The 25913-nt window shown below is 47.7% G+C and carries 29 protein-coding genes; 3 read left to right on the top strand and 26 right to left on the bottom strand.

Going from position 1 to position 25913, the window contains the following annotated elements:
- Positions 1-30: 30 nt before the first annotated feature.
- Positions 31-507, bottom strand: coding sequence for a peptide-methionine (S)-S-oxide reductase (locus GVY43_RS11530; protein ID WP_159563668.1), 477 nt, complete (start codon positions 505-507; stop codon positions 31-33).
- 72 nt (positions 508-579) lie between these two features.
- On the opposite strand from GVY43_RS11530, the gene GVY43_RS11525 reads away from it, so the two are divergent.
- Positions 580-834, top strand: coding sequence for a hypothetical protein (locus GVY43_RS11525; RefSeq protein WP_159563206.1), 255 nt, complete (start codon positions 580-582; stop codon positions 832-834).
- Positions 835-846: 12 nt separating this feature from the next.
- Here GVY43_RS11525 and GVY43_RS11520 read toward each other — a convergent pair whose 3' ends face one another.
- The 6 genes from GVY43_RS11520 to GVY43_RS11495 all read right to left on the bottom strand — a co-directional run bounded on the left by GVY43_RS11520 (position 847) and on the right by GVY43_RS11495 (position 6603).
- Positions 847-1761: a hypothetical protein gene (locus GVY43_RS11520; RefSeq protein WP_159563205.1), complete on the bottom strand. Its 915-nt coding sequence runs from the start codon at positions 1759-1761 to the stop codon at positions 847-849.
- Between the two features lie 21 nt (positions 1762-1782).
- Entirely contained in the window at positions 1783-3234 is a 1452-nt protein-coding gene (locus tag GVY43_RS11515; RefSeq protein ID WP_159563204.1) for an MBOAT family protein, read from the bottom strand.
- A 49-nt stretch (positions 3235-3283) separates the two neighbouring features.
- Positions 3284-4690 (bottom strand): AMP-binding protein, encoded by a 1407-nt coding sequence (locus GVY43_RS11510; protein WP_159563203.1) that lies wholly within the window; start codon positions 4688-4690, stop codon positions 3284-3286.
- Positions 4687-4932: an acyl carrier protein gene (locus GVY43_RS11505; RefSeq protein ID WP_015880247.1), complete on the bottom strand. Its 246-nt coding sequence runs from the start codon at positions 4930-4932 to the stop codon at positions 4687-4689. The genes GVY43_RS11510 and GVY43_RS11505 overlap by 4 nt, the downstream gene beginning before the upstream one ends.
- 285 nt (positions 4933-5217) lie before the next feature.
- Positions 5218-5820 (bottom strand): DUF4230 domain-containing protein, encoded by a 603-nt coding sequence (locus GVY43_RS11500; protein ID WP_159563202.1) that lies wholly within the window; start codon positions 5818-5820, stop codon positions 5218-5220.
- A 240-nt stretch (positions 5821-6060) separates the two neighbouring features.
- Positions 6061-6603: a TetR/AcrR family transcriptional regulator gene (locus tag GVY43_RS11495; RefSeq protein ID WP_159563201.1), complete on the bottom strand. Its 543-nt coding sequence runs from the start codon at positions 6601-6603 to the stop codon at positions 6061-6063.
- Positions 6604-6778: 175 nt separating this feature from the next.
- Here GVY43_RS11495 and GVY43_RS11490 point away from each other — a divergent pair, with 175 nt between their 5' ends.
- A complete protein-coding gene (locus tag GVY43_RS11490; protein WP_159563200.1) occupies positions 6779-7357 on the top strand; it encodes an NAD(P)H-dependent oxidoreductase in 579 nt (192 codons plus the stop codon).
- A 207-nt stretch (positions 7358-7564) separates the two neighbouring features.
- On the opposite strand, the gene rlmH is transcribed toward GVY43_RS11490, so the two are convergent.
- The 18 genes from rlmH to GVY43_RS11400 form a co-directional block, all read right to left on the bottom strand.
- The gene (rlmH, locus tag GVY43_RS11485; RefSeq protein WP_074034007.1) at positions 7565-8044 is read right to left on the bottom strand and encodes a 23S rRNA (pseudouridine(1915)-N(3))-methyltransferase RlmH; all 480 of its coding nucleotides are present in this window, start codon (positions 8042-8044) and stop codon (positions 7565-7567) included.
- Between the two features lie 83 nt (positions 8045-8127).
- Positions 8128-8289 (bottom strand): CxxH/CxxC protein, encoded by a 162-nt coding sequence (locus GVY43_RS11480; RefSeq protein ID WP_015880243.1) that lies wholly within the window; start codon positions 8287-8289, stop codon positions 8128-8130.
- A 37-nt stretch (positions 8290-8326) separates the two neighbouring features.
- On the bottom strand, positions 8327-9586 hold the full coding sequence (locus GVY43_RS11475) for a S1C family serine protease (protein ID WP_159563199.1): 1260 nt from the start codon (positions 9584-9586) through the stop codon (positions 8327-8329).
- A 51-nt stretch (positions 9587-9637) separates the two neighbouring features.
- Positions 9638-10429: an MBL fold metallo-hydrolase gene (locus GVY43_RS11470; protein WP_015880241.1), complete on the bottom strand. Its 792-nt coding sequence runs from the start codon at positions 10427-10429 to the stop codon at positions 9638-9640.
- 13 nt (positions 10430-10442) lie between these two features.
- Positions 10443-11267 (bottom strand): two-component system regulatory protein YycI, encoded by an 825-nt coding sequence (locus GVY43_RS11465; protein WP_159563198.1) that lies wholly within the window; start codon positions 11265-11267, stop codon positions 10443-10445.
- Positions 11254-12636, bottom strand: a complete 1383-nt coding sequence (yycH, locus tag GVY43_RS11460; protein ID WP_159563197.1) for a two-component system activity regulator YycH — start codon at positions 12634-12636, stop codon at positions 11254-11256. Before yycH ends, GVY43_RS11465 begins: the two co-directional genes overlap by 14 nt.
- Entirely contained in the window at positions 12636-14477 is a 1842-nt protein-coding gene (walK, locus tag GVY43_RS11455; protein ID WP_074035234.1) for a cell wall metabolism sensor histidine kinase WalK, read from the bottom strand. Before walK ends, yycH begins: the two co-directional genes overlap by 1 nt.
- 3 nt (positions 14478-14480) lie before the next feature.
- Positions 14481-15191: a response regulator YycF gene (yycF, locus tag GVY43_RS11450; RefSeq protein ID WP_015880237.1), complete on the bottom strand. Its 711-nt coding sequence runs from the start codon at positions 15189-15191 to the stop codon at positions 14481-14483.
- A gap of 121 nt (positions 15192-15312) precedes the next feature.
- Entirely contained in the window at positions 15313-16602 is a 1290-nt protein-coding gene (locus tag GVY43_RS11445; RefSeq protein ID WP_159563196.1) for an adenylosuccinate synthase, read from the bottom strand.
- A gap of 158 nt (positions 16603-16760) precedes the next feature.
- Complete coding sequence (dnaB, locus tag GVY43_RS11440; RefSeq protein WP_015880235.1) at positions 16761-18113, bottom strand: replicative DNA helicase; 1353 nt, start codon at positions 18111-18113, stop codon at positions 16761-16763.
- A 17-nt stretch (positions 18114-18130) separates the two neighbouring features.
- A complete protein-coding gene (gene rplI / locus GVY43_RS11435) occupies positions 18131-18574 on the bottom strand; it encodes a 50S ribosomal protein L9 (RefSeq protein WP_159563195.1) in 444 nt (147 codons plus the stop codon).
- Positions 18571-20562 carry a DHH family phosphoesterase gene (locus GVY43_RS11430; RefSeq protein ID WP_159563194.1) on the bottom strand — a complete coding sequence of 664 codons (1992 nt, stop codon included), beginning with the start codon at positions 20560-20562 and terminating at the stop codon, positions 18571-18573. The genes rplI and GVY43_RS11430 overlap by 4 nt, the downstream gene beginning before the upstream one ends.
- A 152-nt stretch (positions 20563-20714) precedes the next feature.
- Complete coding sequence (gene rpsR / locus GVY43_RS11425) at positions 20715-20945, bottom strand: 30S ribosomal protein S18 (protein ID WP_015880232.1); 231 nt, start codon at positions 20943-20945, stop codon at positions 20715-20717.
- Positions 20946-20988: 43 nt separating this feature from the next.
- Positions 20989-21498 carry a single-stranded DNA-binding protein gene (gene ssb / locus GVY43_RS11420; RefSeq protein ID WP_015880231.1) on the bottom strand — a complete coding sequence of 170 codons (510 nt, stop codon included), beginning with the start codon at positions 21496-21498 and terminating at the stop codon, positions 20989-20991.
- 37 nt (positions 21499-21535) lie between these two features.
- Positions 21536-21823 (bottom strand): 30S ribosomal protein S6, encoded by a 288-nt coding sequence (gene rpsF, locus GVY43_RS11415; RefSeq protein WP_015880230.1) that lies wholly within the window; start codon positions 21821-21823, stop codon positions 21536-21538.
- Positions 21824-21953: 130 nt separating this feature from the next.
- Positions 21954-23054: a redox-regulated ATPase YchF gene (gene ychF, locus GVY43_RS11410; protein WP_031424089.1), complete on the bottom strand. Its 1101-nt coding sequence runs from the start codon at positions 23052-23054 to the stop codon at positions 21954-21956.
- A gap of 153 nt (positions 23055-23207) precedes the next feature.
- Positions 23208-23411 (bottom strand): DUF951 domain-containing protein, encoded by a 204-nt coding sequence (locus tag GVY43_RS11405; RefSeq protein ID WP_047795718.1) that lies wholly within the window; start codon positions 23409-23411, stop codon positions 23208-23210.
- A complete protein-coding gene (locus tag GVY43_RS11400; protein ID WP_074035244.1) occupies positions 23401-24342 on the bottom strand; it encodes a mechanosensitive ion channel family protein in 942 nt (313 codons plus the stop codon). The genes GVY43_RS11405 and GVY43_RS11400 overlap by 11 nt, the downstream gene beginning before the upstream one ends.
- Before the next feature lie 169 nt (positions 24343-24511).
- Between GVY43_RS11400 and yyaC the strand changes: the two genes are divergently transcribed.
- On the top strand, positions 24512-25138 hold the full coding sequence (gene yyaC / locus GVY43_RS11395; RefSeq protein WP_078145959.1) for a spore protease YyaC: 627 nt from the start codon (positions 24512-24514) through the stop codon (positions 25136-25138).
- On the opposite strand, the gene GVY43_RS11390 is transcribed toward yyaC, so the two are convergent.
- Positions 25111-25893 carry a ParB/RepB/Spo0J family partition protein gene (locus GVY43_RS11390; protein WP_031424085.1) on the bottom strand — a complete coding sequence of 261 codons (783 nt, stop codon included), beginning with the start codon at positions 25891-25893 and terminating at the stop codon, positions 25111-25113. The genes yyaC and GVY43_RS11390 overlap by 28 nt on opposite strands.
- Positions 25894-25913 lie beyond the last annotated feature (20 nt).

The following is a 25913-nucleotide window of genomic DNA, read 5'->3' as shown; positions in this document are numbered from 1 at the left end:
AAGGCATCTCAGAAGAGACGCCTTTGATAATTAAACGTTCTGATATTTTGTTAATAAGTCTTTCGGGATATGACAATAATCGTCCGGACAACGCGTCAGACGGTCCTGGTGTTCGTCCGCACTTCGCACATAGTTCGTGAGCGGCTTCACTTCAACAGCAATTCGATCCGCATCCGGTCGTCGATCAATAAACGCTTGCGCCTCCATCAAGTGTCGTGACTCCTCACTGTAGACACCCGTCCGATACTTCTCGCCGACATCGATTCCTTGTTGATTGATGCTGTATGGGTCGATGATTTCAAATAAATAGTGCATCAATTTTTCGACCGTCACCACATCCGGATCGAACGTCGTTTTGACACATTCCGCATATCCGTCATATTCCCCATCCAACGTGTCCGTCGTCCCATTTGCCCGACCTGCTTCGGTCGAGAGGACGCCGGGTAACGTCTTCACGAATGCCTGGACGCCCCATAGACATCCTCCGGCTAAATAGATTGTTTCGATTGGAACCATCCCCCATTTCGTTGAATCTTTTCTTCAGCATACACGTATCAATGAGAGAAAGGAGAGATTCACTTGAATAAACAACGTTTCTTCATCACGCTAGCCAGTTCCATGATTCTCTTTGTCGCAATGATGTTTATTTTCCGTAACGACTTTTCACTATTCACTGAAATGGTGATTATCTTTCTATCTGTCGTCATCGGTCAGACGATTGCCAATCGATTATTCCAACGTTTCTCTAAGCAACAAGTGTCAGGCAAGACTGTATTTATTACATATACATCTATGCTAGCGGTATTTTGGACTTTTGCGAGCATCGTTTTTTGAATGAAGATCAGATTATTTTCCTTGTACATACCCCAACCGCTTCAAATCTTCATAAACAAGCGTAGACAATAACGTTCGCCCGTCCCCATTCAAATGGTCCGGGTTATGGAAGAAGGATTGTTTGTGAATGAACCGTTCATCCCCCATGTAATTGAGGAAAGGAACATCTAAATCCAGCTTCTCTAGGTGCTGAAACACGAGACGTTCCATGATCGCTTCGTCAAAATACGCATGATACGATGAATGGACCGGCTCCATCGCTAAGACGACACGATAGCCTTGCTTCTTGCAGTAATCGATGATGTCTTGTAAATGTGCCATATTCTCTTCAATCTTGTGATTGTTCACGGCATTCTCGTATTGAGCGGCGACTTCCTCATACTTACGCTCGGAATAGTTCAGCCCCCCATTCTCCCATGGCTTATGCACATCAAAGCGAAAATCTCGGATTTCCCGGGAAATGGCAGCGTAGGCACTCCCACTGTTTAATGCAGGGAAGCGTTCGTGCGTATAGTAGTTGAACCAACTGACCGACTCCAAGTCTTCCCGTTTCAACACGCGATAGTAATTTTCTTTCCGACCGACGTCCGAATTGCTGAACGTGATTTGTGATAACGAGACAATCACGACCCCACCTGGCTTCAGATGTTCATCATATTCTTTCAACATCTTCAAGTCATATTCGATCGGTTGACTCGGTAACGCCAAATCCAAATGCGACAATCCAAGCGACTTGAATGAATAACCGTACATCGCATGGGACGTCCCGAGATTGATGATGTCGACCGGGTGAGGGTCTTCCTTGAAGGCAAGGACAGCTCGGTTATTATTATACTCCCACGACTCTTTCACGAACTCGTTGACGGGAATGAAGATTGCGATGATGACGAGTAACACGACACCTATTTTGATTCCTAAACGCTTCATGCTAATTCCTTTCCATCCATCTTAGAACCCACCGTATACAAATCCTTGGCTCGAGACGCCAAACAAGAACACCGAGACAATCAAGAACAAGTTGATGGCCACGCTCGTCACCGCAGACTGACGCGCCATCCAGTCCCAAGCCGATCCATTCGACCGTTCAATATGTTGGAACAAGTGAACGACGACAAAAACGACGAGGAAGATGATCAAATCGAGCAATGAGAACATTTGAATCGCCTGCATCATGCCTGACGGTGCCCACGAAGACGGTGTCACATATAGTTTGGCATGCGAGAACGCTTCTGCCATCGAGTGCGACTGAAAGAATACCCGTGAGAAGCAGACGAGCTGGAACGTGATGGCGATTTTCCACCACCGATGCAGTGTCGGCACACGGTCAAATCCGACCCATGACGCCATTTTTTCACGCTGCTGTTTCGTATGGTCACCGAACACGCGATAGATTCCATGAATGAGTCCCCATAAAACGAAGTTCCATGCGGCTCCGTGCCAAATTCCACTTACTAAAAACGTTGCAAGGATGGCACCATAAATCTGTTCGCGCTTCTTCTTTCCTTTTGCGAGCGGCATGAAGATATAATCCCGTAGCCACATCGAAAGCGTGATATGCCAGCGGTTCCAGAAGTCGGCGATTGATACGGCGAAGTGCGGCTGCTTGAAGTTTTCCGATAAGCGAATCCCGAGTAAGCGTGCACAGCCGATGGCGATGTCACTGCATGCCGAGAAGTCCGCGAACAATTGAATCGAGAACAACATCGTCGCGAGCACAATCTCCGAACCGGTCGGGTCCGGGCTATTGAACACACTTGCAACAATCGGGGCCAACCGATCGGCAATCAATGTCTTCTTGAAGAAACCCCAAATGATGCGCTGGATGCCGTAGCTGATGTTGTCATAGTCGAGATGTTGCTCCGTCTTCAACTGCGGCAACAGTTTTTTCGCCCGCTCGATCGGACCCGCCACAAGTTGCGGGAAGAAGGCAAAATAGACCGAGAAATAGCCATAATGACGCTCCGCTTTTTGCTTCCCGCGCGAGACGTCCACCACGTAACTGATGGCCTGGAACGTATAAAAGGAAATCGCCAACGGTAAGACGATTTCTCTATACGGGACGTCATAATCAAATCCGCTCCATGCGGCGAACGAACGGAGCGAATCATTGACGAAATTAAAATATTTGAACCAGCCGAGGAAGAAGACGAGCACCGAGACACCGACCCACATGAGCCGTTTTTTCTGTTCTTTCCTCTCTTGCTTCTCGATCAAAATCCCGATGACGTACGTAAAGGCAGTACTGATCAGCAGGAGCGGGATGAATTGAACGCTCAACGTGGCGTAAAAGACATAGCTCGCCAACAAAAGGAGCACCCACCGATATCGATGTGGAACCACGTAATAGGTTCCAACGATGAATGTTAAAAATAAGAGAAATTCAATCGAAATAAAAGTCATATTTACCACCTGATGTTATGAAACTTGACGATGTACCGATTCCTGACGATCAGGTGGTCACAAGTTCTCGCTTCGGCAATGCGGCATAACGAATCTTTCCGAACGAATTACGTGGAATCTCGTCAATCTGCATCACCCGAACACCTTTCACCTTGATTTGTTCTTTGATGATTTTTTGAATGCGTGCGACGTCATCCTGTAACGTATACACGTATAATTGGTCGTCTTCTCCGGCACAGACGCAATCATGTCCATGCTCTCGAAGGAGCGCCTCGACTTCGTCTAAGCTGATTCGACTGCCATACAGTTTGATCATGCGCTTGATTCGGCCGACGATGAAGAAATATCCATCCTCGTCGCGATACGCCATGTCACCTGTTCGTAAAACACCGTGATTGTCGTCACCTTTTGAAAGGTCCGCTAACGAGGTCGCATACCCAAACGACACGTTGTCGCCTTGATATACCAACTCGCCTGTCACGTTCGCCTCTTTGATGTCATTTCCGGCTTCGTCACGCAACGTGAGCGTTCCACCAGGGATGGCAATTCCGATGCTACCGGCTTTTTTCGCATGCATCCGATCCGGTAAATACGACATCCGGGCCGTCGCCTCCGTCTGACCGTACATGATGAAAAATTGAATCCCTTTCTCTTCACATACTGTTGAGAAGTGCTGCGCAAGCTTCGGATCTAACTTGCCACCGGCTTGCGTCAACTTCTTCAGACTGAGGAGGTCGTACGTCTCAAACTTCAATCGTTTCAACATCTCATAATGAAACGGTACCCCACCAAACGTCGTCGCCTGCTCGGCACGACACAGCTCCCAAAACTCTTTTTGAACGATCGAGCGGTCTGTCAGGATGAGGGTCGCTCCTTTTAACAGATGACTGTTGATGATGGAGAGTCCATACGAATAGTTCATCGGCAGAGTCGTGATTGGTTTATCCGTCTGATCGATGTCGAGATAGTCGATGATCGATGTGGCGTTTGCTGATAGGTTCTTATAAGTAAGACGAACAAATTTCGGACTTCCGGTACTACCTGATGTCGTCAACAAAAGGGCCAGCTCCTCATGAAGTTGGTGGCGAACCGATGTTTCGGTTTCAAATAAGGCGTAGCCACCATAGCCATAGAAGGCATCCAACGAGTTCGCCAAATCCTCCCTCGTCTCAGGAGCCCAGACGTGCGTCGGTTGATACCGTTCCATCAACTTCTGTAATTGCTCGGCTGGGATATCCGCGTCCAACAAAACGGGTACGACGCGTCCCCGAAGGAAACCGACATACCCGAAGAGCGACTCGACCCGGTTGGCACATAGACAGAAGACGAGCGACCGTTCGCCGACTTCTTGACAAATCGAGTCCCCGACCTCTAACATCTCTTTATATGAATAAGAGCGGTCCGCATAGACCGCCTCACGATTCGTGTACTGCTCGAGTGTTTGAAAAAGCGTCATGACTGGATGTCCACACCGAGACGTTGCAACAACGCGATACCAGACTGATACGAATGGAACTCCGTCATTTCATCCGAGTCGATATACACGTCAAACGCATCCTCGATTTCAGCGATGAGGGTCATATGTCCAATCGAATCCCACTCCGTTGATTCCCCGAGCTTCATCTCTTCAAGGACCACATCGTCCTCTAGTTCCAATCCATTTCGAAATGCCATATTATATGCTTCAAGCGTGCTCATTGTATTCATCCTTTCACATTCACTCAACTGTTCGATTCCATCTATTCTTATTGACTGATAATGATAATCATTTGCCTTGTGATTCTATCACAATTTTTCGAAATCCTCAATTCTTCATAGGAGGAAAAGCTTGGAGTTGAGCGATTTTATGCATGAAAAAGACCACATCGTTACGATGCGATCTCAGGAGATGATAAAACATATTCGAGTTATAAATCGAGTGGTTCTGCCTCGTACACTTCTGGCACCATCTTCTCAACCTATCGCGTCATCATGATATAACGATTATTTGAATTCGATTGCTACAGTTTCATAACCGCTATTCTTTAAAAACTCTGTCAAGAACGCTTCAATGCGTTTATCCGCCTCTGTCAGCAAGCCCTGGTCAATCTTAGTCTTTTCCATTTTTGCCTTCTCTTTATTGATTTCATCAAAAATCAATTGCGAGGGGTAGTCAGAAAAAAGTGTCCCTTTTACATCTGTCACTACAGCATCATCCGTATTCGCTACGTTGTCTAAAATGGTTGAGTGAGGTACAGTGACAGTCAATTTCTCAGTCGTGTCATTGTAAGAGACCTCCATGTTAGAGAGGTCCGTACCCGCCTTGAGGTATCCTGAGTATTCAATCAGCTTGATTGCTTCCGCTAGTTTGACATCTTTTAATCCGATCAACGATACGGATGTCGTGTTTCGACTGACAATGACGTTGCTGTATTCATACTTTAACGTTGTCAACTCCGTCAATTCGACGAGTCGATCTTTGACGAGCGATACATCAGCCTGTTGATTAGTTGAAAATACACCTGGCTTGATCACTACAATCGCAATGACACCAATCAAGACGAGTGTGAGTAAAACGAATGAGACTCTCCCAATCATTCTTTTCATAATCAATCTCCTTTTTATGTATTCAAGTGCCTTCTAAAATTATGTAATGAACCCTTCATATACATATTATACCTACTTTAATTCTATAAATTTAATTTTTATTCAATTAAATTAGTTTTTCAAATAAAAAAGTAGATGGTTTTTAGACCCACCTACTCACCATTTAGTATTATTCGTCGCCAATTGCTTTTTTAGTTCCGTAATCATGCTTAGAGTCCGAGCAAATTTCGTAAACAATGTTCATCGTATAAACTCTTTAAAAATATTACTTAACTCTTGTGGAGTTTCTTTCATGCCGGTCTTCATCCACCTTTTCACAATACTTGCTAATGAATCCGCGTATACCGCATTCGCATATACTTCTGCTTTTTCAGATACATTGCAATTCTCATAAATTTGAAAATCTGTACAAAGTAAATCGAAATGTTCCTCAAAGCGATTTAAAATCGGAAGTAAATCATTTTCTTTTAAGAGATTTAAAAACTCGATGTTGTCACTCCATATTTCAAAATACAACGTATCGAAATCAAGTTGCTCCTGTTTCGCTTCTGTTGAGGCAAGTTGAATCCTCTGTCGAAATATATGATACATATGATAGGTTAGTACATCTTCTTTCGTATCAAAGTGAGCATAAAATGTATTTCGCGCCAATCCCGCAGTTTTAGTAAGTTCTGATATGGTGATATTCGTAAAATTCGTTCGATGTATTAATTCCAACATAGTATTCACTAAAAGATTGATTGATCTCTTAGAATTCATATTTATAGGTTGTTGCTTTAGCATAAGTACTCCTTAATTTGTACAAAATGAGGGATTTGTATAAATACCTCTCTACTTATTGACCTAGCGTCTACACTAACATTATATTGCAGATATATTATTTGAGCAATTGTTCAAATAAAAGCATATGCTCAAATTAAAGGTTATTTAAATTCTAAAAATAGTAGGAGGGTTACCTATGAAAACAACAATCATTCTTGCTCATCCATGGCATGGTAGTTTCAATAAATCTATTATGGATACAACAATTGAACAGTTAGTCCGTCGGAAAAAAGATTACCAAATCATTGATTTAAATAAGGATCAATTTAATCCTGTCTTAAGTGAATCTGACTTATCTCTTTATTCGCAAGGTCAATCCCGAGATCCCTTAGTGAATCAATATCAGGAGATGCTAAGCGACAGTGATGAATTAGTTTTTATCTTCCCTGTTTGGTGGTTTGATGTTCCAGCTATTTTGAAAGGGTTTCTTGACAAGGTCATGTTAAAAAATTTTGCCTATGTAGAGGAATCTACTGGATTGAAAGGATTACTTACTCATATTAAAAAAACTACTGTCATTTCTACTTCGGAAGTGCCAACGTGGTATTTAAAATTTTTGGCCGGGAATCCCATTGAAGGAACTCTTATTCGTAGAACATTCAAAGGGATTGGACTTAAAAATGTGAAATGGTTGAATAGTCCGTTTACGAGTAGTGGGAAAGATCATCGAAGAAAAAGATTTTTAGATAGAGTAGCGAAGCGTATTTCAGTGTAATCTACAGTGCACAACCAAACTTTTGTGATTCGTATATCATCCATGACCTCAAATTTTGTATTAATAGCCAGTAGCAACATAAATTTGAGGTCCAACTTAGATGATTTTCATGAATAGTCACGTTCTTCGCTTTTGTCAAATTCATTTGCTTCACGTAAATAACAAAGAGAAGAGAGTTCGTTAATATCTATACCTCAGAAATAACGTTTATTTGTGATACGGCTCATTCCGATTGATCCGATATGCCCGATATATCTGTTCACACAACACGAGCTTCATGAGTTGGTGGGGGAACGTCATCTTCGAGAACGAAATCGTATCATCGGCTCGCTTCATCACATCGTCCGACAAACCGAGCGATCCTCCGATAACGAAGGCGATTTTACTCTTTCCATACGTCGCGAGTTGATCGAGTTCACGGGCGAACTCTTCACTCGTCCGCTGCTTTCCTTGAATCGCCAAGGCGATGACGTGCGTATCTGGGGATATCTTCGCCAAAATACGTTCGCCTTCCTTTTGTTTTACTAGTAACATATCTGCCTCACTCAAATGCTCGGGTGCTTTTTCGTCTGAGACCTCGATTTCCTGCACTTTTGCGTAGGCAGACAGCCGCTTTGTATACTCGGCAATTCCTTGTTTTAAATATTTTTCTTTCAGTTTGCCGACCGTGATAATTGAAATATTCATCCAATTCTTCCTTTTTCCACAGTTTTTTTGGAGTTATCCATAGGGTTATCCACAGAGTTATCCACAAATCCACATGTTGATAATTAGTTTTTGCTTGACACAATATATGTTGCATCGGCTTCACAGAACTCACATGTCACGTGTTCACTTGTGGATAATTCCTCTAGCAACGGGTATTCACCTGTTTCATCCACAATGATGTCTAAAGCGATTTCAACATGTTCCTTGCATACTTTTTTTTCCACAGTTTTTCCTCCTTAAAAAAGAAGCGTCGCCGCTTCTTTATGTTGCTTCAGTTAATGTCGCCTCGGTTTCGCTTGCTTCTCCGCGACGTAAATACTCAATGGAGATTGTATCACCGACCGTCGCGTCCCGATATAACGCATCGCGTAAATCGACGTATCGTTTGATCTCCCGGTCTCCGATTTTCGTGATGACATCTCCAACACGTAGTCCCGCTTCTTCAGCCGGACTACCCGGTGTCACTTCTTCGACGAAGACACCGTCTTCCTGGTCGAAGGAGATTCCATACTCTTCTCGGACGTTTCCGGGTACAGCGATGACTTCCTGAATCGTGACACCGAGCTGTGCCCGCGTCACCTTGCCGTCGCGTTCTAACATGTCAATGACCGGTAGCGCCACGTTGACGGGAATGGAGAATCCAACCCCTTCTACGCTCGCCTCGGCGATTTTCATCGAATTGATTCCGACGAGCTCTCCACGAATGTTGATGAGCGCACCACCCGAATTCCCCGGGTTGATGGCCGCATCCGTCTGAATGACTTCCGCGTTATAATCCATCAAGCCGTCGCTGTTCGTATCGACCGGCACCGTCCGCTCGACACCACTGACGATACCACGCGTAACCGAGTTTGAGAAGACACCAAGCGGATTTCCGATGGCCATGACGGTCTCGCCAGCTTGGAGAACGGTGGAGTCACCGAGAACAATCGGCTCCACATCGATGTTTTTTGGTAACTCGACCTCAGCGACAGCCAAGTCGTTGAGCGGGTCTTCGCCTAAAATGGTTGCCGATGCGATTTGACCATCGGAAAAGGCGATGTTGACCTCGTCTGCTTCTTCGATGACATGGAAGTTCGTGACGATATAGGCCGTGTTTCCTTCTACTTTATAGATGACACCGGATCCGGCACCAGCCTCCCATTGCGAGTCCGAGGTGAACGCACGCTGGATATTGGTGATGCTGACGACGGACGTCTTCGCCCCAAGGACAGCGGTCGTGACGTCCGATTCGGTGACGGTGACGGCCTGTTCGGTCCGCGTCAGTTCATTCGTCACAAAACGAGAGGTCGGCGAATCCCAGAGCATCACGATGACAAAAAACAAAGCCGCTCCTAAGAATCCGCCAACCCCTCCGAGTAACAACGGTTTTATATTTGGTCTCGGCTTATGGCGTACGTGCTCCTCTTGCTTCGGTCGCCATTCGCTCCGAGACGGATACGTCGATTTCTCTTCTGTTGCTTCGTGTACTTCAGGTTCGACGTCTTGAGGTTCATACTCATGGTGTCTCTCTTCGTTCACGACGCGTCCCCCCTTCAAGACAGTGTGATAACTGTCTTTTCCCAAGTTTCCTTATAAAGAAACGAGTGAAGTGGGGATTGTCGGGTCCGTGTCGCACAATTTGATTCGACCTAAGTCGACGTCTCGCATGCCGAGTGTTTGTGAGACGCTCATCTGTGCGAGCTCTTTCATGTTGTTGTCTTTACTTAAATGGGCCAAATAGATCCGTTTCGTGCGGTCACCGATGACCTCACTCATCGCGATGGCTGCATCCTCGTTCGAGACGTGGCCATAGTCGCCGAGGATCCGTCGTTTGACACTCCATGGATAACGCCCCATCTGCAACATCGAGACGTCATGGTTCGACTCAAAGATGAAGTCGTCCGCTCCACGGATGATTCCTTTCATCCGGTCCGAGACATAACCCGTGTCGGTGATATGGGCTAATCGTTTCCCGTCATGGGCAAACTGATAAAACATCGGGTCTGCCGCATCATGGCTCACGTTGAACGTCTCGATTTCAATATCCCCGAACTGTTTCACATCTCCGACTTCGATTTGAAACTTCAAGGCAGGATCAATCTTTCCAATCAGTGATTCCATCGCCGCCCATGTCTTCGCATTCGCATAAATCGGTAAATTATACTTACGTGCTAATATCCCGACACCTTTAATATGGTCGGAGTGCTCATGGGTGACGAGCAGTGCGTCGATTCCGTCAAACGATCGACCGATGGCTTCGATGCGCTGTTGCATCGCTTTTCCGGTCAACCCGGCATCGACGAGCAGCTTCGTCCGTTCCGTCTCGATATAGAGGGCGTTTCCGGTCGACCCGCTCGCTAACACACTATACTGTAAAGTCACGCAATCACTCCTTTCATTCTTTCGTTTCAAACTCCACGTGCTCGACTGTTCCATCGATTGCATTGACGAAGTAGACCTGATCATCAATTCCGATCGACCAAAGCGGTGGCATGATAATCAAACTGCCAGAGCTGTCGAGCGGTAAACTGTAAAACCCGGTATTGATGGCTCGCATCTCCTGGTTCGGTTGGAAGTACTTCCGAGACGCGAGTTGTGAGATGGCTTCACTGGCCGTCAACACGAGGTCATCTTGCGTTTTTGAGGAGAGGTCTTTTAAATGACGCTGTTTATAATCCGTCACTTCGAACGACTCGTTCAACTGAATGAGGATGAGGGACGGACCGATGTACATTTCCGTGCCACCCTCGACTTCAGGTGCTGAAAAAATCTTGTTGTCCTCGAATGTTTGTACGAAAGCAACCTGTCTCGTTTTTTCATCGTAGCGCCAGTAGGCGTACTCGTTTCCAAACGGAACATATTCCGCCACAAACGTCGAAGCGGTCGTCCGCAAATCCTTCGCATCGAGCGGCACGGGTTGTTTCAACTCGACTTCGAGTTGCATGTTGTCGAGCGTCGTCGCGAGCTGCGCCTCCCGATTTTTCGTGATCATCGCAGCTGACATCTCTTCAGACGAACCCGTCAAATAGCCGATATCTCGACCCATCCGTGGCAATTTTGCCGGATCGACGTTCCGCTGGTCTAAAATCTGCGTGATCGAGGTGTTGTCATTCGTCACGACTTCGGTCGCCCATGTTTCCGTCAGCAATTGAAACAACAGATAGATGTTCAAGGCGAGGAAGGCGAAGATTAAAATCGATTTCGCTTTACTCCAATCCACGATACATCATCCTTTCTGTCCAATCGTCTCCTTGATTGTATGGGACCCAACGGCCCGCCTCACGCACGAACCAGTTCGGTGAAAACGTCACATAGCGGCTTGTGTCCTCGTTATATTCGATCTCATAACCGATTCGAATCTCGGTCACGTTCTCAAATCGTCCGGAGTTGATGAGCGTACCGAGTACCTCATCCGCATCAGCCAACTGTGTCGTGCCGACTGTGATTAGGCGATCGATTTCCAAGTGGTTACGGGTGATCGATCGGACCTGTGCTCCGTCGTTTTCCACACGTAATGTGGATAAGTCGATGGCATCGTTGTTGATAAACGCCTCACGCTGACTGAAGACGGGATACCCTTTCACGTGAAAACGGAACACGGTCGTTTCAAATCCTTTATTGGCCGGTGTGATGGCATCGAATCGAAGGGACAGCCCTTGATTCTCAGACGCTTCATCGACCCATCCCCCGTGGAAGTTCACGAATTCCACAATGGAATCTAACCCGATTGCTGTATCACGCTCGGTGCTATTCCGAGACAGGTTTCGATAGCGACTGGCGTTCAGTTTCGCATCATATTCCGCCACACTGACACCATTCGTCAACGCCCCGACCGAGCTTGCCGGGTCGACTTCTTGAACGTTCGGGTCACCTGGGAAGAACGTATCTCGCATCCAGTCGAGACGAGTGTCGATTTGAATCGACGACACGTCATACGCGAACAACTCATTCATCTCAGGTCCGACGACCGGGATATAATTCACGCGTTCATCCGTATACGTCACGCGCTTCATCGTTCGACTCGAGTTTTTTAAGAAAAGACTGTTCACATCGCCGTTTCCGACTTTCGTCAACTTCCCTTCCCAAATGGACTGGTCGCTCATGATGGCACGAATGTTGAACGCACTGTCATCCATATAGATGAGGATTCGCTGTGGAATCTTCCCAGACAGACTATACGTTCCCGGAAGCATATAGCTGAGCGTGTCCGCATAGTAGGCCTCCGGTAAGATCAACTCCAGTCCCTCGTTGATATCCGTATAGAAACTCGGGACGTTTTTCACAGCGAGCGGCTTGAACTCACTCGCTTCAAACGAATCCCGAATGACACGCATCAGTTGCTTCGGTGTATTCTTTGAAGCGAACACAGCATTGTTGTCATGCACGACCGCTTGAACGGGAATGATGACCTGGTCCGCTCGACGCTGCAATGACTCGTCCACCGTCGTGAGTTGCGTTTCAGATTGGACGGCCTGATACGTGGGATGGTAGTCCCACAAGATGATGGTTTGAACAATCGACGTGACGATTAACGTGAGCAAAATGAACGACTTCCACAGTTCCGGCTTTGCAATCGTAAACCGTTTCATCAATCATTCACCTCCACAATCGTATCGAACGGGATCGTGAAGTAAATCGTTGTACCTCTTCCAAATTCACTCTCTGCCCAGATGTCGCCACCGTGAGCAGATACAACTTCCTTGGCAATCGATAGACCGAGTCCTGTACCACCGATGTTACGCGCCCGCGCCTTATCGACACGATAGAAACGTTCGAAAATTTTCTTTAAGTTCGACTTCGGAATCCCGACCCCTTCGTCTTTGATGCCGATGACGAGGCGTTTCGCCCGAAGCATCGTCCGGAACGTAATCGTCCCACCTTCTGGTGAGAACTTGATGGCGTTCGTGATGATGTTGTCGATGACTTGAGTCATCTTATCTTGATCGGCATGCACGTAGACGCGACGCTTCATCAGTTTGCGACGGAATTGAATCGCATCCCCTTTCGTCATCTCATGACGGTCGATGATATCGTTAAAGAACTGCACGAAGTCGAACTTCACCTTCTGCATCTTATATTCTTTACTGTCCATCTTCGAGAGCTGCAACAAGTCATTGACGAGGCGAATCATCCGCTCCGTCTCGTTTTGCGTCGTCTCTAAGAAACGTGGGGCCAATTCCTCATCCTGATAAGCACCTTCTGCAAGAACCTCCAAGTAACTACGCATCGTCGTGAGCGGCGTCCGCAATTCATGACTGACGTTCGCAACGAATTCACGGCGGTCCTGTTCGACCTGTTCTTGTTCCGTGACGTCATGCAAGACGACGATGAGACCTGTGATTGGTCCACTATGTTTTTGAATCGGTGAGAAATAGGCACGAACGAGGAACAATTCTTCGTCCGTACTGAGGTCAATCAGTTTTGTCGGCATCGTGCCGTCTTCCGGAATGATGATTTCCTCTTCGAATGCGAGGAGATTTTGTAGATTCGTCCCCATCGCCTCTTCTTCATCGACCCCAATCATGTCGCGCGCCTGGTCGTTCATCAAGATGACCCGTAGCGAGCGGTCGGTCGCGACCACACCGTCGGACATGTTCTCGAGGACACTCGTCAAGCGGCGTCGTTCGGCTTCCGTCGTCGCGTTCGCCTCCATCAACTCGTCCGTCAATTCATTGAATGCGTAAGCGAGTTGACCGACCTCGTCATCCGAATACACTTTAACTTTTCGTGAGAAGTTCCCTTTCCGCATCTCGACGGCCTGCCTCCGCATATCGGCAATCGGTCGCGTGATGGTGCGCGATAAGAGAATTCCGAGGAACGAGGTGATGATGAGTGCGATCAACGTCCCTGTTGCGAGGATACGTGTCACTTGTTCCATCTGGTTGTAGATGGACTTCATCGATGCCTCGATATAGATCATCCCGGTCGTCGTACCGTCCACTTCCGACTTGATCGGAACGGCAACGACGCGCATTCGGTCATTTGAATCTTCATAGACGAGCGTCTCTTGCGCCCCGCCTGTCGCGAATGACTTTTGAATGAACGTGCTCGCGGTCCGTTGTCCGACGAGACTTTGATTATTTTGGTTCGAGGTTGCCCGGACGACACTGTTCGTGTCGATGATTTGGACTTCTCGAATGTCGTCAGCTAGCGTCGTGCTCTCTGTAAATTCAGACAGCAGCTGATCCAGTAACTGGTTCAACTGCTGGTCCGTGGTCAAGTCACTCTCGTTCGCGGCAGTCCCCTCACTGATGTTATAGCTCAGTAGGTTCGCCCGGTCGACAAGTGACTGCGAGAAGTTGTTGATGTATTGCCGTTCCAAAGAACGCACAAAGTACACGCCGATGACTTGCATCGCAACGAGAATGAGCAGCGCATAGATGACGACGAGCTTCCACTGGATTGATTTAAAGAAGTTCGTCCGTTTCATCGTTTAATCTTCTTCTCCTGCCTTCAAATAATACCCGACGCCACGACGCGTAATGATATACGTCGGAGTCGATGGATTGTCCTCAACTTTTTCACGAAGACGACGTACTGTGACATCCACGGTACGCACATCACCGAAGTAATCATAGCCCCATACCGTTTGGAGCAAGTGCTCCCGCGTCATCACTTGCCCGATGTTTTGGGCGAGGTAATGAATCAATTCGAACTCGCGATGTGTCAATTCGATCTTCTCATCCCGTTTCGTCACCATGTACGAATCCGGATGAATCGTCAAGTCGCCGATCACGATATCGTTCGCGTTGGCTCCTTTTGCTTCTGGCGCCGGTGCTGTCGCATGACGTCGCATGTTCGCTTTGACACGGGCTAACAATTCACGTGAGCTGAACGGCTTTGTGACGTAATCGTCTGCGCCGAGCTCTAGTCCGAGTACTTTGTCGATCTCGGAATCTTTTGCCGTCAACATGATGATCGGCATATCGTATTTCTTCCGCACCTCACGGCATACTTCCATGCCGTCCTTGAGCGGAAGCATGATGTCGAGCAAGATGAGATCCGGTTGAATCTCTTCTACTTTGACGAGTGCTTCTTCACCGTCATAAGCAACGTGCACCTGGTAACCTTCTTTTTCAAGTTTAAACTTCAATATATCTGCGATTGGTTGTTCGTCATCTACCACTAAAATCGTACGATCCATTCAGTGAGTCCTCCTCTTATCATTAAACGTACATGCCTACATTGTAACTCTTTTTAAACAGCTTAGAAAGCGTGGTCCATTTCCGTGGAAATAGAAAAAGAGAGCCCGGTGGCTCCCTTTCTTATGCTTCGTAAATATCACGCAAGATGACTGTCTGTTCACGAGCCGGTCCGACCGAGAACGTCAACAATTCGATTCCTGTCAATTCCTCGATGCGACGCACGTAACGCTGTGCGTTCTCCGGAAGGTCTTCAAAGCGACGAACCCCTGTGATATCCTCTGTCCAGCCAGGAAGCTCTTCGTATACCGGTACACACTTCTCAAGGACGCGGAAGTTCGGTGGATACTCGTCAAGATGCTTTCCTTCATACTCATACGATGTACAAATCTTGAGCGTCTCAAGACCTGTCAGCACATCGATTGAGTTGAGGCAAAGATCTGTGATCCCACTGACGCGGCGTGAGTGACGCACGACGACCGAGTCGAACCAGCCGACACGGCGTGGACGACCTGTTGTCGTTCCATATTCTTTCCCGACTTCACGGATTGTATGACCGATCACATCGTCGAGCTCTGTCGGGAACGGACCGTCTCCAACGCGTGACGTATATGCTTTACAGACACCAACCACGTGATGAATCTTCGATGGCCCGATTCCGGCACCACTCGATACGCCGCCTGATGCAGCATTCGACGATGTGACAAACGGATACGTTCCATGGTCGATATCGAGAAGGACCCCTTGAGCCCCTTCAAAGAGAACTTTTTTCTCTTCGTCGAGCGCATCGTTCAACACGACCGATGTATCACACACGTATTTCGCGAACTGTTGACCATACGCGTAGTATTCTTCAAAGATGTCATCGAACTCGATTGGATCGACTTCATACATTTTCACGAACATGCGATTTTTTAGTTCAAGCACGGTCTTTAGCTTCTCCGCAAACACTTCTTTGTCGAGAAGGTCGGCGATGCGAATCCCGATACGTGCCGCCTTGTCCATATACGCTGGACCGATTCCTTTCAGTGTCGTACCGACTTTCGCGTCACCTTTCGCCTCTTCTTCGAGACGATCTTGAAGCTGGTGGTATGGCAAGATGATATGCGCCCGGTTCGAGATCCGGAGGTTATCCGTGCTCACACCCCGTTCATGTAAGTAAGCGAGTTCTGTCACGAGTGATTTCGGGTTGACGACCATCCCGTTCCCGATGACACACGTCTTATCCGAATAGAAAATCCCAGACGGAATGAGGTGAAGTTTATATTTCGTATCATTGAAGACGATCGTGTGACCAGCGTTGTCTCCCCCTTGATAACGCGCGACGACTTCGGCTTGTTTCGATAAGAAATCGGTGATCTTCCCTTTCCCTTCATCGCCCCACTGCGTTCCCACTACGACTACTGATGACATAATGAATCCTCCTTATTAATCAACGTTCTGTTCAAACCATCCGTAAGTGTACACTTGAAAAGCCAGAAAGTCAATTGAATACCGAACGTTTTATATAAGATGTAACTATTCGTTCGTCATTTTGATCTAATCCTATACAAAAAAAGACACCACCGACGTTACATCGGTGGTGCGAAGGCTTGCGTCTCCATATTGACGAACTTGTTGTACTCTTTCCTGAAGGAGAGCTTGACCGTACCGGTCGGACCGTTACGTTGTTTCGCAATGATGATTTCAATCGTATTGGCGTCTTCACTCTCTTTATCGTAATAGTCATCACGATAGAGGAAGGCGACGATATCGGCATCCTGCTCGATTGCTCCCGATTCACGGATATCGGACATCATCGGTCGCTTGTCTTGACGACTCTCTACGCCACGTGAGAGCTGAGACAAGGCGATGACCGGTACTTGTAGTTCCCGTGCGATTGCTTTGAGCGTACGTGAGATTTCCGATACTTCTTGTTGGCGGTTCTCGCCCGGTTTCCCGTTCCCGACGATGAGCTGCAAGTAGTCAATCATGATCATCCCGAGACCATGTTCCTGCTTCAATCGGCGACATTTGGCTCGGATTTCGTTGACCCGAAGACCCGGTGTATCGTCGATGTAGATGCCTGCTTGGGAGAGCGACGACATCGCAAGGGAGAGACGACCCCAATCTTCCGCTTCAAGACGACCGGTCCGGAGGCGCTGGGCATCGATGTTCCCTTCCGCACACAACATACGCATGACGAGTTGCTCGGCACCCATCTCCAAACTGAAGATGGCGACGTTCTCACCCGTACGGACCGCGACGTTTTGCGAGATGTTCAAGGCGAACGCGGTCTTCCCGACAGATGGACGGGCGGCCACGATAATCAAATCGTTTCGTTGGAAACCGGCCGTCATCTTATCCAAATCCGTGAACCCGGTCGCAATCCCGGTGATTTCACCGCTCGACTGATGCAGCTTTTCAATCGTCGAGTACGCATCGGATAAGACAGAACCAATCGGGTGGAAGCTCGATTGTCCTTTTCGCTGCGATACTTTTAGAATATTTCGCTCGGCATCAGATAAAACAGAATCCACCTCATCTTGACGCTCATAACCATCCGAGACAATGTTGGTCGCAGTTCGAATCAGGCGACGGAGTGCCGCCTTTTGGTCGACGACGTTCAAGTAATAGCCGATGTTCCCGATGGCGGGAACGGATTCCGCGACCTCCGCCAAATAGTTGAGGCCCCCGATTTCGTCCAAAATCCCTTGCGCCTGTAACTCGGAACTGAGCGTGACCAAGTCGACGAGCTCGCCTCGGTCATTGATCTTTAGCATCGCTTCAAAGATGCGTTGGTGGCTGACACGATAAAAGTCGTCCGGGTCGACCCGCTCTGAGGCCGTAATCAACCGATCCGAATCGAGGATGATTGCCCCTAAGACGGCTTGCTCCGCTTCCACGCTATGCGGTGGTGTATTGACTTGAATCGCATCACTCATCCGTCTCTACCTCACCTTCAAGCTTCTTGTACATGTACATTCAACGTCGCGACGACGTCATGGTGCAACTTCACTGGCACTTTCGTGAAACCGAGCGCCTTGATCGGATGCTCGAGTTCAATTTTACGCTTATCAATTTTGTAGCCCATTGATTTAAGGGCATCCGCGATTTGCTTGCTCGTGACCGAACCGAACACGCGACCGCCTTCACCGGCTTTCGTCGTGACGGCAATCGTCTCTTTTTCAAGCTTTTCTTTGAGTTGTTTCGCTTCGTTCAACTCTTCTTCTGCTGCTTCTTCGGCACGACGTTCTTTAGCCGCGAATGCCTTCAAGTTTCCTGGTGTCGCTTCCACTGCCAAGTTTTTCTTGAACAAGACGTTCTTAGCATAAGCGTCTGCCACGTTTTTTACTTCTCCAGCTTTCCCTTGTCCTTTTACATCAACTTTCAAAATGACTTTCATTCTAATTCCTCTCCTTCAGTTTCATCTGTTACGTAATGATCGATTGACTCTTTCAACATGATGTTCGCTTGTTCGCGACTCACTTCAAGTTGCGTCGCCGCATTCGTCAAATGGCCACCGCCATCAAGCATTTCCATGATGACCTGGACATTGACGTCACCGAGCGACCTCGCGCTGATTCCCGTACGTCCGTCCGGTAAGACGGCGATGACGAACGAGGCTTTGACGCCTTCCATATTCAGCAACTGGTCTGCAGACTGAGCAATCAACACTTGATGGTGTGCCTCGTCGTCAGAAGCGACCGCAATCGCCATCCCACCTGCATAAATTTCGGTGTTTCTCAAAATCTGAGACTGCTCGATATAAGCATCGAGATCTTGTCTCATGAAGTGCTGTACGAGAACCGTGTCAGCACCTTGAATCCGTAAGAAGGATGCCGCATCAAACGTACGGGATCCCGTACGGAGCGTAAATCCTTTCGTATCGACCATGATCCCCGCGAGAAGTGACGTTGCCTCTAAAATAGAGAGCTTTCGACTTCCCGCCTGATACTCAATCAATTCCGTGACGAGCTCACTCGTTGATGATGCGTAAGGCTCCATATACACGAGAACCGGATCTTCGATAAACTCTTCCCCGCGACGATGGTGGTCGATGACGACGACCCGCTCCGACCGATCCAAAATGTCTTTTGAAATGACGAGGGACGGACGGTGTGTATCGACGACGACGAGTAATGTCTGTTCATCGATGAGTGGCTGCGCCTCATACTCGGTCAAGAATTGGCTGTATAACGAGTCATCGTTCTCTACTTCATGGACGAGCCGCTGAATGCCGACACTCGTCTCACCGGATGGAATGACGACATACGCCTCGCGCCCGACAAACTCGGCCAATTTCATGACACCGATGGAAGCCCCGAGCGAGTCCATATCTGGATTCTTATGTCCCATCACAAGGACACGGCTCGATTCCCGAATGAGGTCACGCATCGAGTTCGAGATGACACGTGCCCGGACACGCGTTCGCTTCTCGGTCGGATTTGTCTTCCCGCCGAAGAAACGAACTTTCCCATTATGACGCTTAACGACTGCCTGGTCACCACCACGGCCAAGTCCTAAATCTAGACTCGACTGAGAGAGATTACCGAGCTCCGTCAATGTCGTTTCACCGCACCCAATCCCGATTGATAACGTCAACGGGATTCTTTGTTCCTTCGTCGCATCACGCACTTCATCCAAGATTGAAAAGCGGTTGTTTTCAAGTTCAGATAGCGTCCGTTCATTCATGACGAGGAAAAAGCGGTCCGCAGCTGTACGACGCATGTAGATATGATGCCGCTGCGCCCATTGATTGAGGAGCACCGTAACCCGACGATTGACTTCACTACGGACCTGTTCATCCACCGCAGTCGACATCTCGTCATAGTTATCTAAATACAAAATACCGATAACCGTCTGCGTTTGAACATACTTTTGTTCCATCTCCGCTTCTTCGGTCATATCAAATAAATAGAGGGTTTGATGGATTTGATTGTAATAAACACGATAGACACGGTCACCCACTTCAATCGTGGCTTCATCCTCTTCTTCTTCAATCAATTCATCGAAGGCGGAATGGAGCGCATCAAGCGGTATTCCAATCGCCATATCGAGTTCGAAAATCAATCGTGATTGTTCGTTATACCAACTGATCCGTCGGTCCTGGTCAAAGACTAAAATCCCAATCGGCATCGTCGTCAATGCTTCTTTTCCGACCTCTTCGATTTGATGAGAGAGAGAGAGGACATACTGTTCCCAATTTTTACGCTCCCGTCGCATCGTCACTTGCTGATAGATGAAAAAAATCAGCGTGCCCATAAACAGGGTGATTGCCGCCACAATGTTGTAGAACGCCAATCCTAACGAGACAAGGAATCCAATCACGTATGGAATCATGTGCCGCGCGTATTGGTTCTTCACGGATGTTAATGCTTCACCACTGTGCATGTATGCCTCCTAAAATGAGTAATGTTCACCCATGGAATCGTAAAGGTTTCTGCTCTATCATACCATATTCGTCGGTTTCACTTACACACTTACAGACGAGATGAAATACAAAAAAACGACTTATCCAAGAGGATAAGCCGTTCGTCAAACAATTACTCTGCAACGTATGGAAGCAAAGCCATTTGACGTGAGCGCTTGATAGCGACAGTAAGTGGACGTTGGTATTTCGCTGAAGTACCAGTCACACGACGTGGAAGAATTTTACCACGCTCCGAAACGAAGCGTTTGAGCAATTCTACGTCTTTATAATCGATATGAGTGATGTTGTTCGACGTAAAGAAACATACTTTACGACGACGACGACCTCCTGGACGACGTGCCATGTGAAGACCTCCTTTATAGGTTAGTTTTTATTGTCCATGATGATTAGAATGGCAAATCATCATCTGACAAGTCGATTTTGCCGCCACCCGAGAACGGATCTGCGTCAAAACCTTTATTCGAATTCGAGGACTGAGATGAAGTCGAAGCGGCTCCTGCGCCCCATCCTGATCCACTTGATTCACCACCACCGAAGACATCTCCAGATGGTGCTTGCTCACGTTGCCCTGAGGCTCCGCGTGGTTCAAGGAAGCGTACGCTGTCTGCGACTACTTCTGCCCGGTAACGACGTTGGCCATCTTGTCCTTCGTAACTACTGATTTGAAGGCGACCGTCAACGCCGGCCATGCTGCCCTTTTTCAAGTATTGTGCTACGTTCTCTGCTTGTTTGCGCCAAACGACACAATCAATAAAGTCCGTCTCGCGCTTCCCATCTTGTCCAGCGAATGGACGATCGCAAGCGAGAGTAAGGCGTGTTACGGCGATTCCGCTCTGCGTATAACGCATTTCGGGATCGCGAGTCAATCGACCAACTAACACAACTCGGTTAATCATCTCCAAGCTCCCCTTTCACGATACGAAACGTTAAGGATTAACGCTCGTCTTTTGTTGTCATTTGACGGACAACGTCGTCAGAGATCTTCATGAGACGCTCTGTTTCTAAGATCGCTTTAGGTTCAGCAACGATGTTAAGAAGAACGTAGTGTCCTTCGCGCATCTTGTTGATTTCATAAGCGAAACGACGTTTACCCATGTCTGTTGTTTTTTCAACAGTACCACCGTTTTCAGTGATGACGTTGTTGAAGCGCTCGATTAAAGCTTTCTTCGCTTCCTCATCAACTGATGGACGGATAATGTAAAGAAGTTCGTATTTACGCATTATCTTTCACCTCCTCTTGGACTAACGGCCCCTACCGGTTGTAGGAGCAAGGAGCAAACAATTGTTTTACTCACGTCATAATATACTATCAAACTTCCTTGACTTTTACAATACGTTTCCGTAAATCAACTTATACGTTGAAGCGGAACGTGACAACGTCGCCATCTTGGAAGACGTATTCTTTTCCTTCTGAACGAAGTTTTCCTTGTTCTTTCACCGTCGTCATGTTTCCTGCTGCTGAAAGGTCGTCATACGACACGACTTCGGCACGGATGAATCCACGTTCGAAGTCAGAGTGGATGACACCAGCACATTGTGGGGCTTTCATCCCTTGTTTGAACGTCCATGCACGAACTTCCTTCTCACCTGCCGTGAAGTATGTCGCAAGACCAAGTGTCGAGTAAGCCGCACGGATCAATTGATCAAGTCCTGACTCTTCGATTCCGAGATCTTGTAAGAACTCGAGGCGTTCTTCCGGTTCGAGTTCTGAAATTTCTTCTTCGATTCGTGCACAGATGACGATGACTTTCGACCCTTCTGTTGCCGCGTGATCACGGACTGCTTGTACAAACTCGTTCGAATCGGCATCTGCCACTTCATCCTCACTCACGTTCGCCACGTAAAGCATCGGCTTCATCGTAAGCAATTGGAAGTGTTTGACGATCGCGAGTTGATCTTCTGATAATTCAGCGACACGTGCCGGGCGCTCTGATTCAAGAACATCTCGCACGATTTCGAGTGCTTCGAGTTCTTGTACCGCACCTTTATCTTTTGCCTTCACCATTTTTTGAACACGTGCGATTCGTTTATCGACTTGCTCAAGATCAGCTAAGATCAATTCAAGATTGATAGTCGTAATGTCATCGATTGGTGAGACACGACCTGCGACGTGCGTGATGTTCTCGTCTTCAAAACAACGGACGACTTGGCAAATCGCATCGACTTCGCGAATGTTCGCCAAGAATTTGTTTCCGAGACCTTCACCTTTTGACGCACCTTTCACGATTCCAGCGATATCTGTAAACTCAAATGCTGTTGGTACCGTTTTTTTCGGTTTGACGAGTTCTGTCAATCGATCAAGGCGCGCATCCGGTACTTCTACGACGCCGACGTTCGGGTCGATCGTCGCGAACGGATAGTTGGCCGCCTCGACTCCTGCTTGTGTAATCGCATTAAACAATGTCGATTTCCCGACGTTTGGCAATCCGACAATTCCTGCTGTTAATCCCACTAGTATTTCCTCCTCATCCGGTGTTTCCCGGGAAATGTTAAGCCGTCTGTGGAGTGGGTACATTCAGTACACCACACCGTCACATCCTTCACAATTATAGATAGTCCACGATTAAACCGCAACTCACGTTCATAACCTAAAGAAAAACGCCGCTTATTCGGCGGCGTTCCCTTGTTCAAGCACTTTCTTGAATCGCTTATCAAAATCACGGCGTTGCATGAGCACACTGGCTCCGCAGCCTTGGCACTTGATCCGAATGTCCATCCCGACACGCGTGATTTGCCAGCGGTTCGTTTTGCAGGCATGTGGTTTTTTCATTTCCACAATATCGTTCAATGCATAGGTTTTACTTTGCATTTTCTGCTTCTCCTCCTTTAGGAGCCGAGTTCGGTGGCATCATGACCGTACGTGGGTATGGAATTTCAATCCCCCGCTCGTCAAGTCCAGCCTTTAACTCTTTATGCAAAATTCGACCAGCTGCGAAGTGCTGGGTCGGCGGGACTTCCGCCATTAATCGGTACACCACTTCCGACGGTCCGAGCGACTGCACTCCAGCTAAGTCGATTGGTTTGATGAACAAGTCGTGATAGCGTGCTTCGACCGTTTTCGCAATTTCCTTGAGCGCTTGCTCTACTTTTGACATATCTTCTTCGTACGCAACCCCAATATCGACAACAGCGACGCTGTTTTCAAGCGAGTAGTTCGTCACTTGTAAGATTTGTCCGTTCGGAATAATCGTCACTTGTCCGTTTAATCCTTTTAACTTCGTCGTCCGGATTCCGACCTCGATGACCGTCCCGTCGACTTGTTGGTTCAAATTGACGTAATCCCCGTTCTTGTATTGGTTTTCAAAGATGATGAACGCCCCTGTGATGACGTCTTTCACCAAACTTTGTGCCCCGAATGAGATTGCAAGACCCGCGACCCCGGCTGATGCAATCAAACCGGCGATATTCACACCGAATTGTCCGAGCACCGTCAAGACCATAATCAACCCGATCACATAGCGGATTGTGTTTTGGGCTAATTTTAATAACGTTTCATTCTGTCGCTGGGCGACGATATCATGTTCTTTTATTTTGCGGAGCGTAAACACGCGCTCGACCATCGTTGTCAAAATGCGTGTTGCGATATATAAACCAAGGATGATGAGCGCCACACCGGCGAGCTTGATCCCTAAACCAATCCACATGTCTGTATCTTTAAAGTACTCGACGAATCGGTTCACGCTGTCGATTGTCTCATCGGCAACCGTATTTAAATCTTTTTCTGTATTTTGCGAAGCCATCTTTTCACCTCAAAGTCGTAGATTCTAAATCATCAAAACATATTTCACGACTTTTCTCAAACACTGCATTCGGAAGTTAGAAGTTTTCCACTTTTGGGAATGGGTTAATACGAGATCAATCCCCCAACTGCAACTAGGAATAGGCAGCTTAGAAGAGAGGATGAGATTCATGCCGTTTCGCTTAAAACCTCATAAACCATACTCTTTCTTCATTGAACACACTGAGCGGAGTGGATCCAGATTGCTTGCGGACCAGCTTCATGAACAGTTGGTCAATGAAATCCATCGCCCCATCGTCCTTGTTTGCATCGGTTCGGACCGTTCGACCGGTGATTCACTCGGTCCGCTCGTCGGAACGTTTTTAGAAGAACGTCATATCCGAAATTTACATGTATACGGCACATTAACGAAGCCTGTACACGCACTCAATTTGGTGGAAACGTTACATGAGATTCAAACGCGCTTCCATCAACCGCTCATTATCGCTATCGACGCCTGTCTCGGACGTTTATCAAGTGTCGGTTATGTCTTCTTTTCGGAAGGTCCGCTCGCTCCAGGGGCCGGTGTCCAAAAAGAACTTCCGGCAGTCGGCGCTTACAATATTAAAGCCGTCGTGAACGTAAGCGGATTCATGGAGATGATGATTCTACAGAATACCCGTCTCCATCTTGTATATGAACTCGCACGTTTCATCACAGACGGATTCGCCGATTTTGATACACGGATCGGGCGCCTGCATCACGAAGAGGCGGCCATCACGCGTCTTCGTCAGTCACGAGATGAATCAAAGTCTTGAGGCGATAATAACGTCAACAATTGTTCCAAGTCGTCTTGTGAAAAATACTTCAACTCGAGGACGCCGCCTTTTCGGCGCGGACGAATCGACACATCCATCTGAAGACGCTCCGCAAGCACCGCTTCGACCGCTTCGATATCGGCGTTCGATCGCTTCAGCGTCTTTTTTTCTGTGCGCTCTTTTTGTAAGTAACGCTCGAGGCGACGGACCGTCCAATGCTCGGCAATGACCCGTTTCGCAATCTGTTCCATCGCTTGTTCTGATTTCATACCCGTGATGGCACGTGCATGTCCCATCGTCAAATCTCCGACCATGACCGCATGCTGGACGGCACTCGGCAATCGAAGGAGGCGAAGACTGTTCGTCACATGACTGCGGCTCTTCCCGACGCGATCGGCCAACTGTTGTTGCGTCAGACCTAGCGTCTGCATCAACTGTTCATAGGCGACAGCCTCTTCGATGGCATTCAAGTCTGCCCGCTGAATGTTTTCAATCAGCGCCAACTCCATGACGCGATCGGAGTCCGCCGTGACGACGAGGGCAGGAATGTCTTCTTTCCCAGCGAGCTTCGCCGCCTGAAACCGTCGTTCCCCGGCAATGATTTCATAGTATCCTGTCGCTTTTCGAACGACGATTGGTTGTAGGACGCCATATCGCTCAATGGATTGACGCAACTCTTCTAATTTTTCCACCTCAAATTGTTTCCGGGGCTGATTCGGGTTTGGGCGAATGAATTTTAATGCTAATCGTTCCATCTACAAACCTCCTTCATTGT

Source organism: Exiguobacterium sp. 8H, assembly GCF_902506255.1.
GTDB lineage: Bacteria > Bacillota > Bacilli > Exiguobacteriales > Exiguobacteriaceae > Exiguobacterium > Exiguobacterium profundum.
The sequence above is the reverse complement of the archived record's forward strand: the minus strand, read 5'-3'. Positions and strand labels throughout refer to the sequence as shown.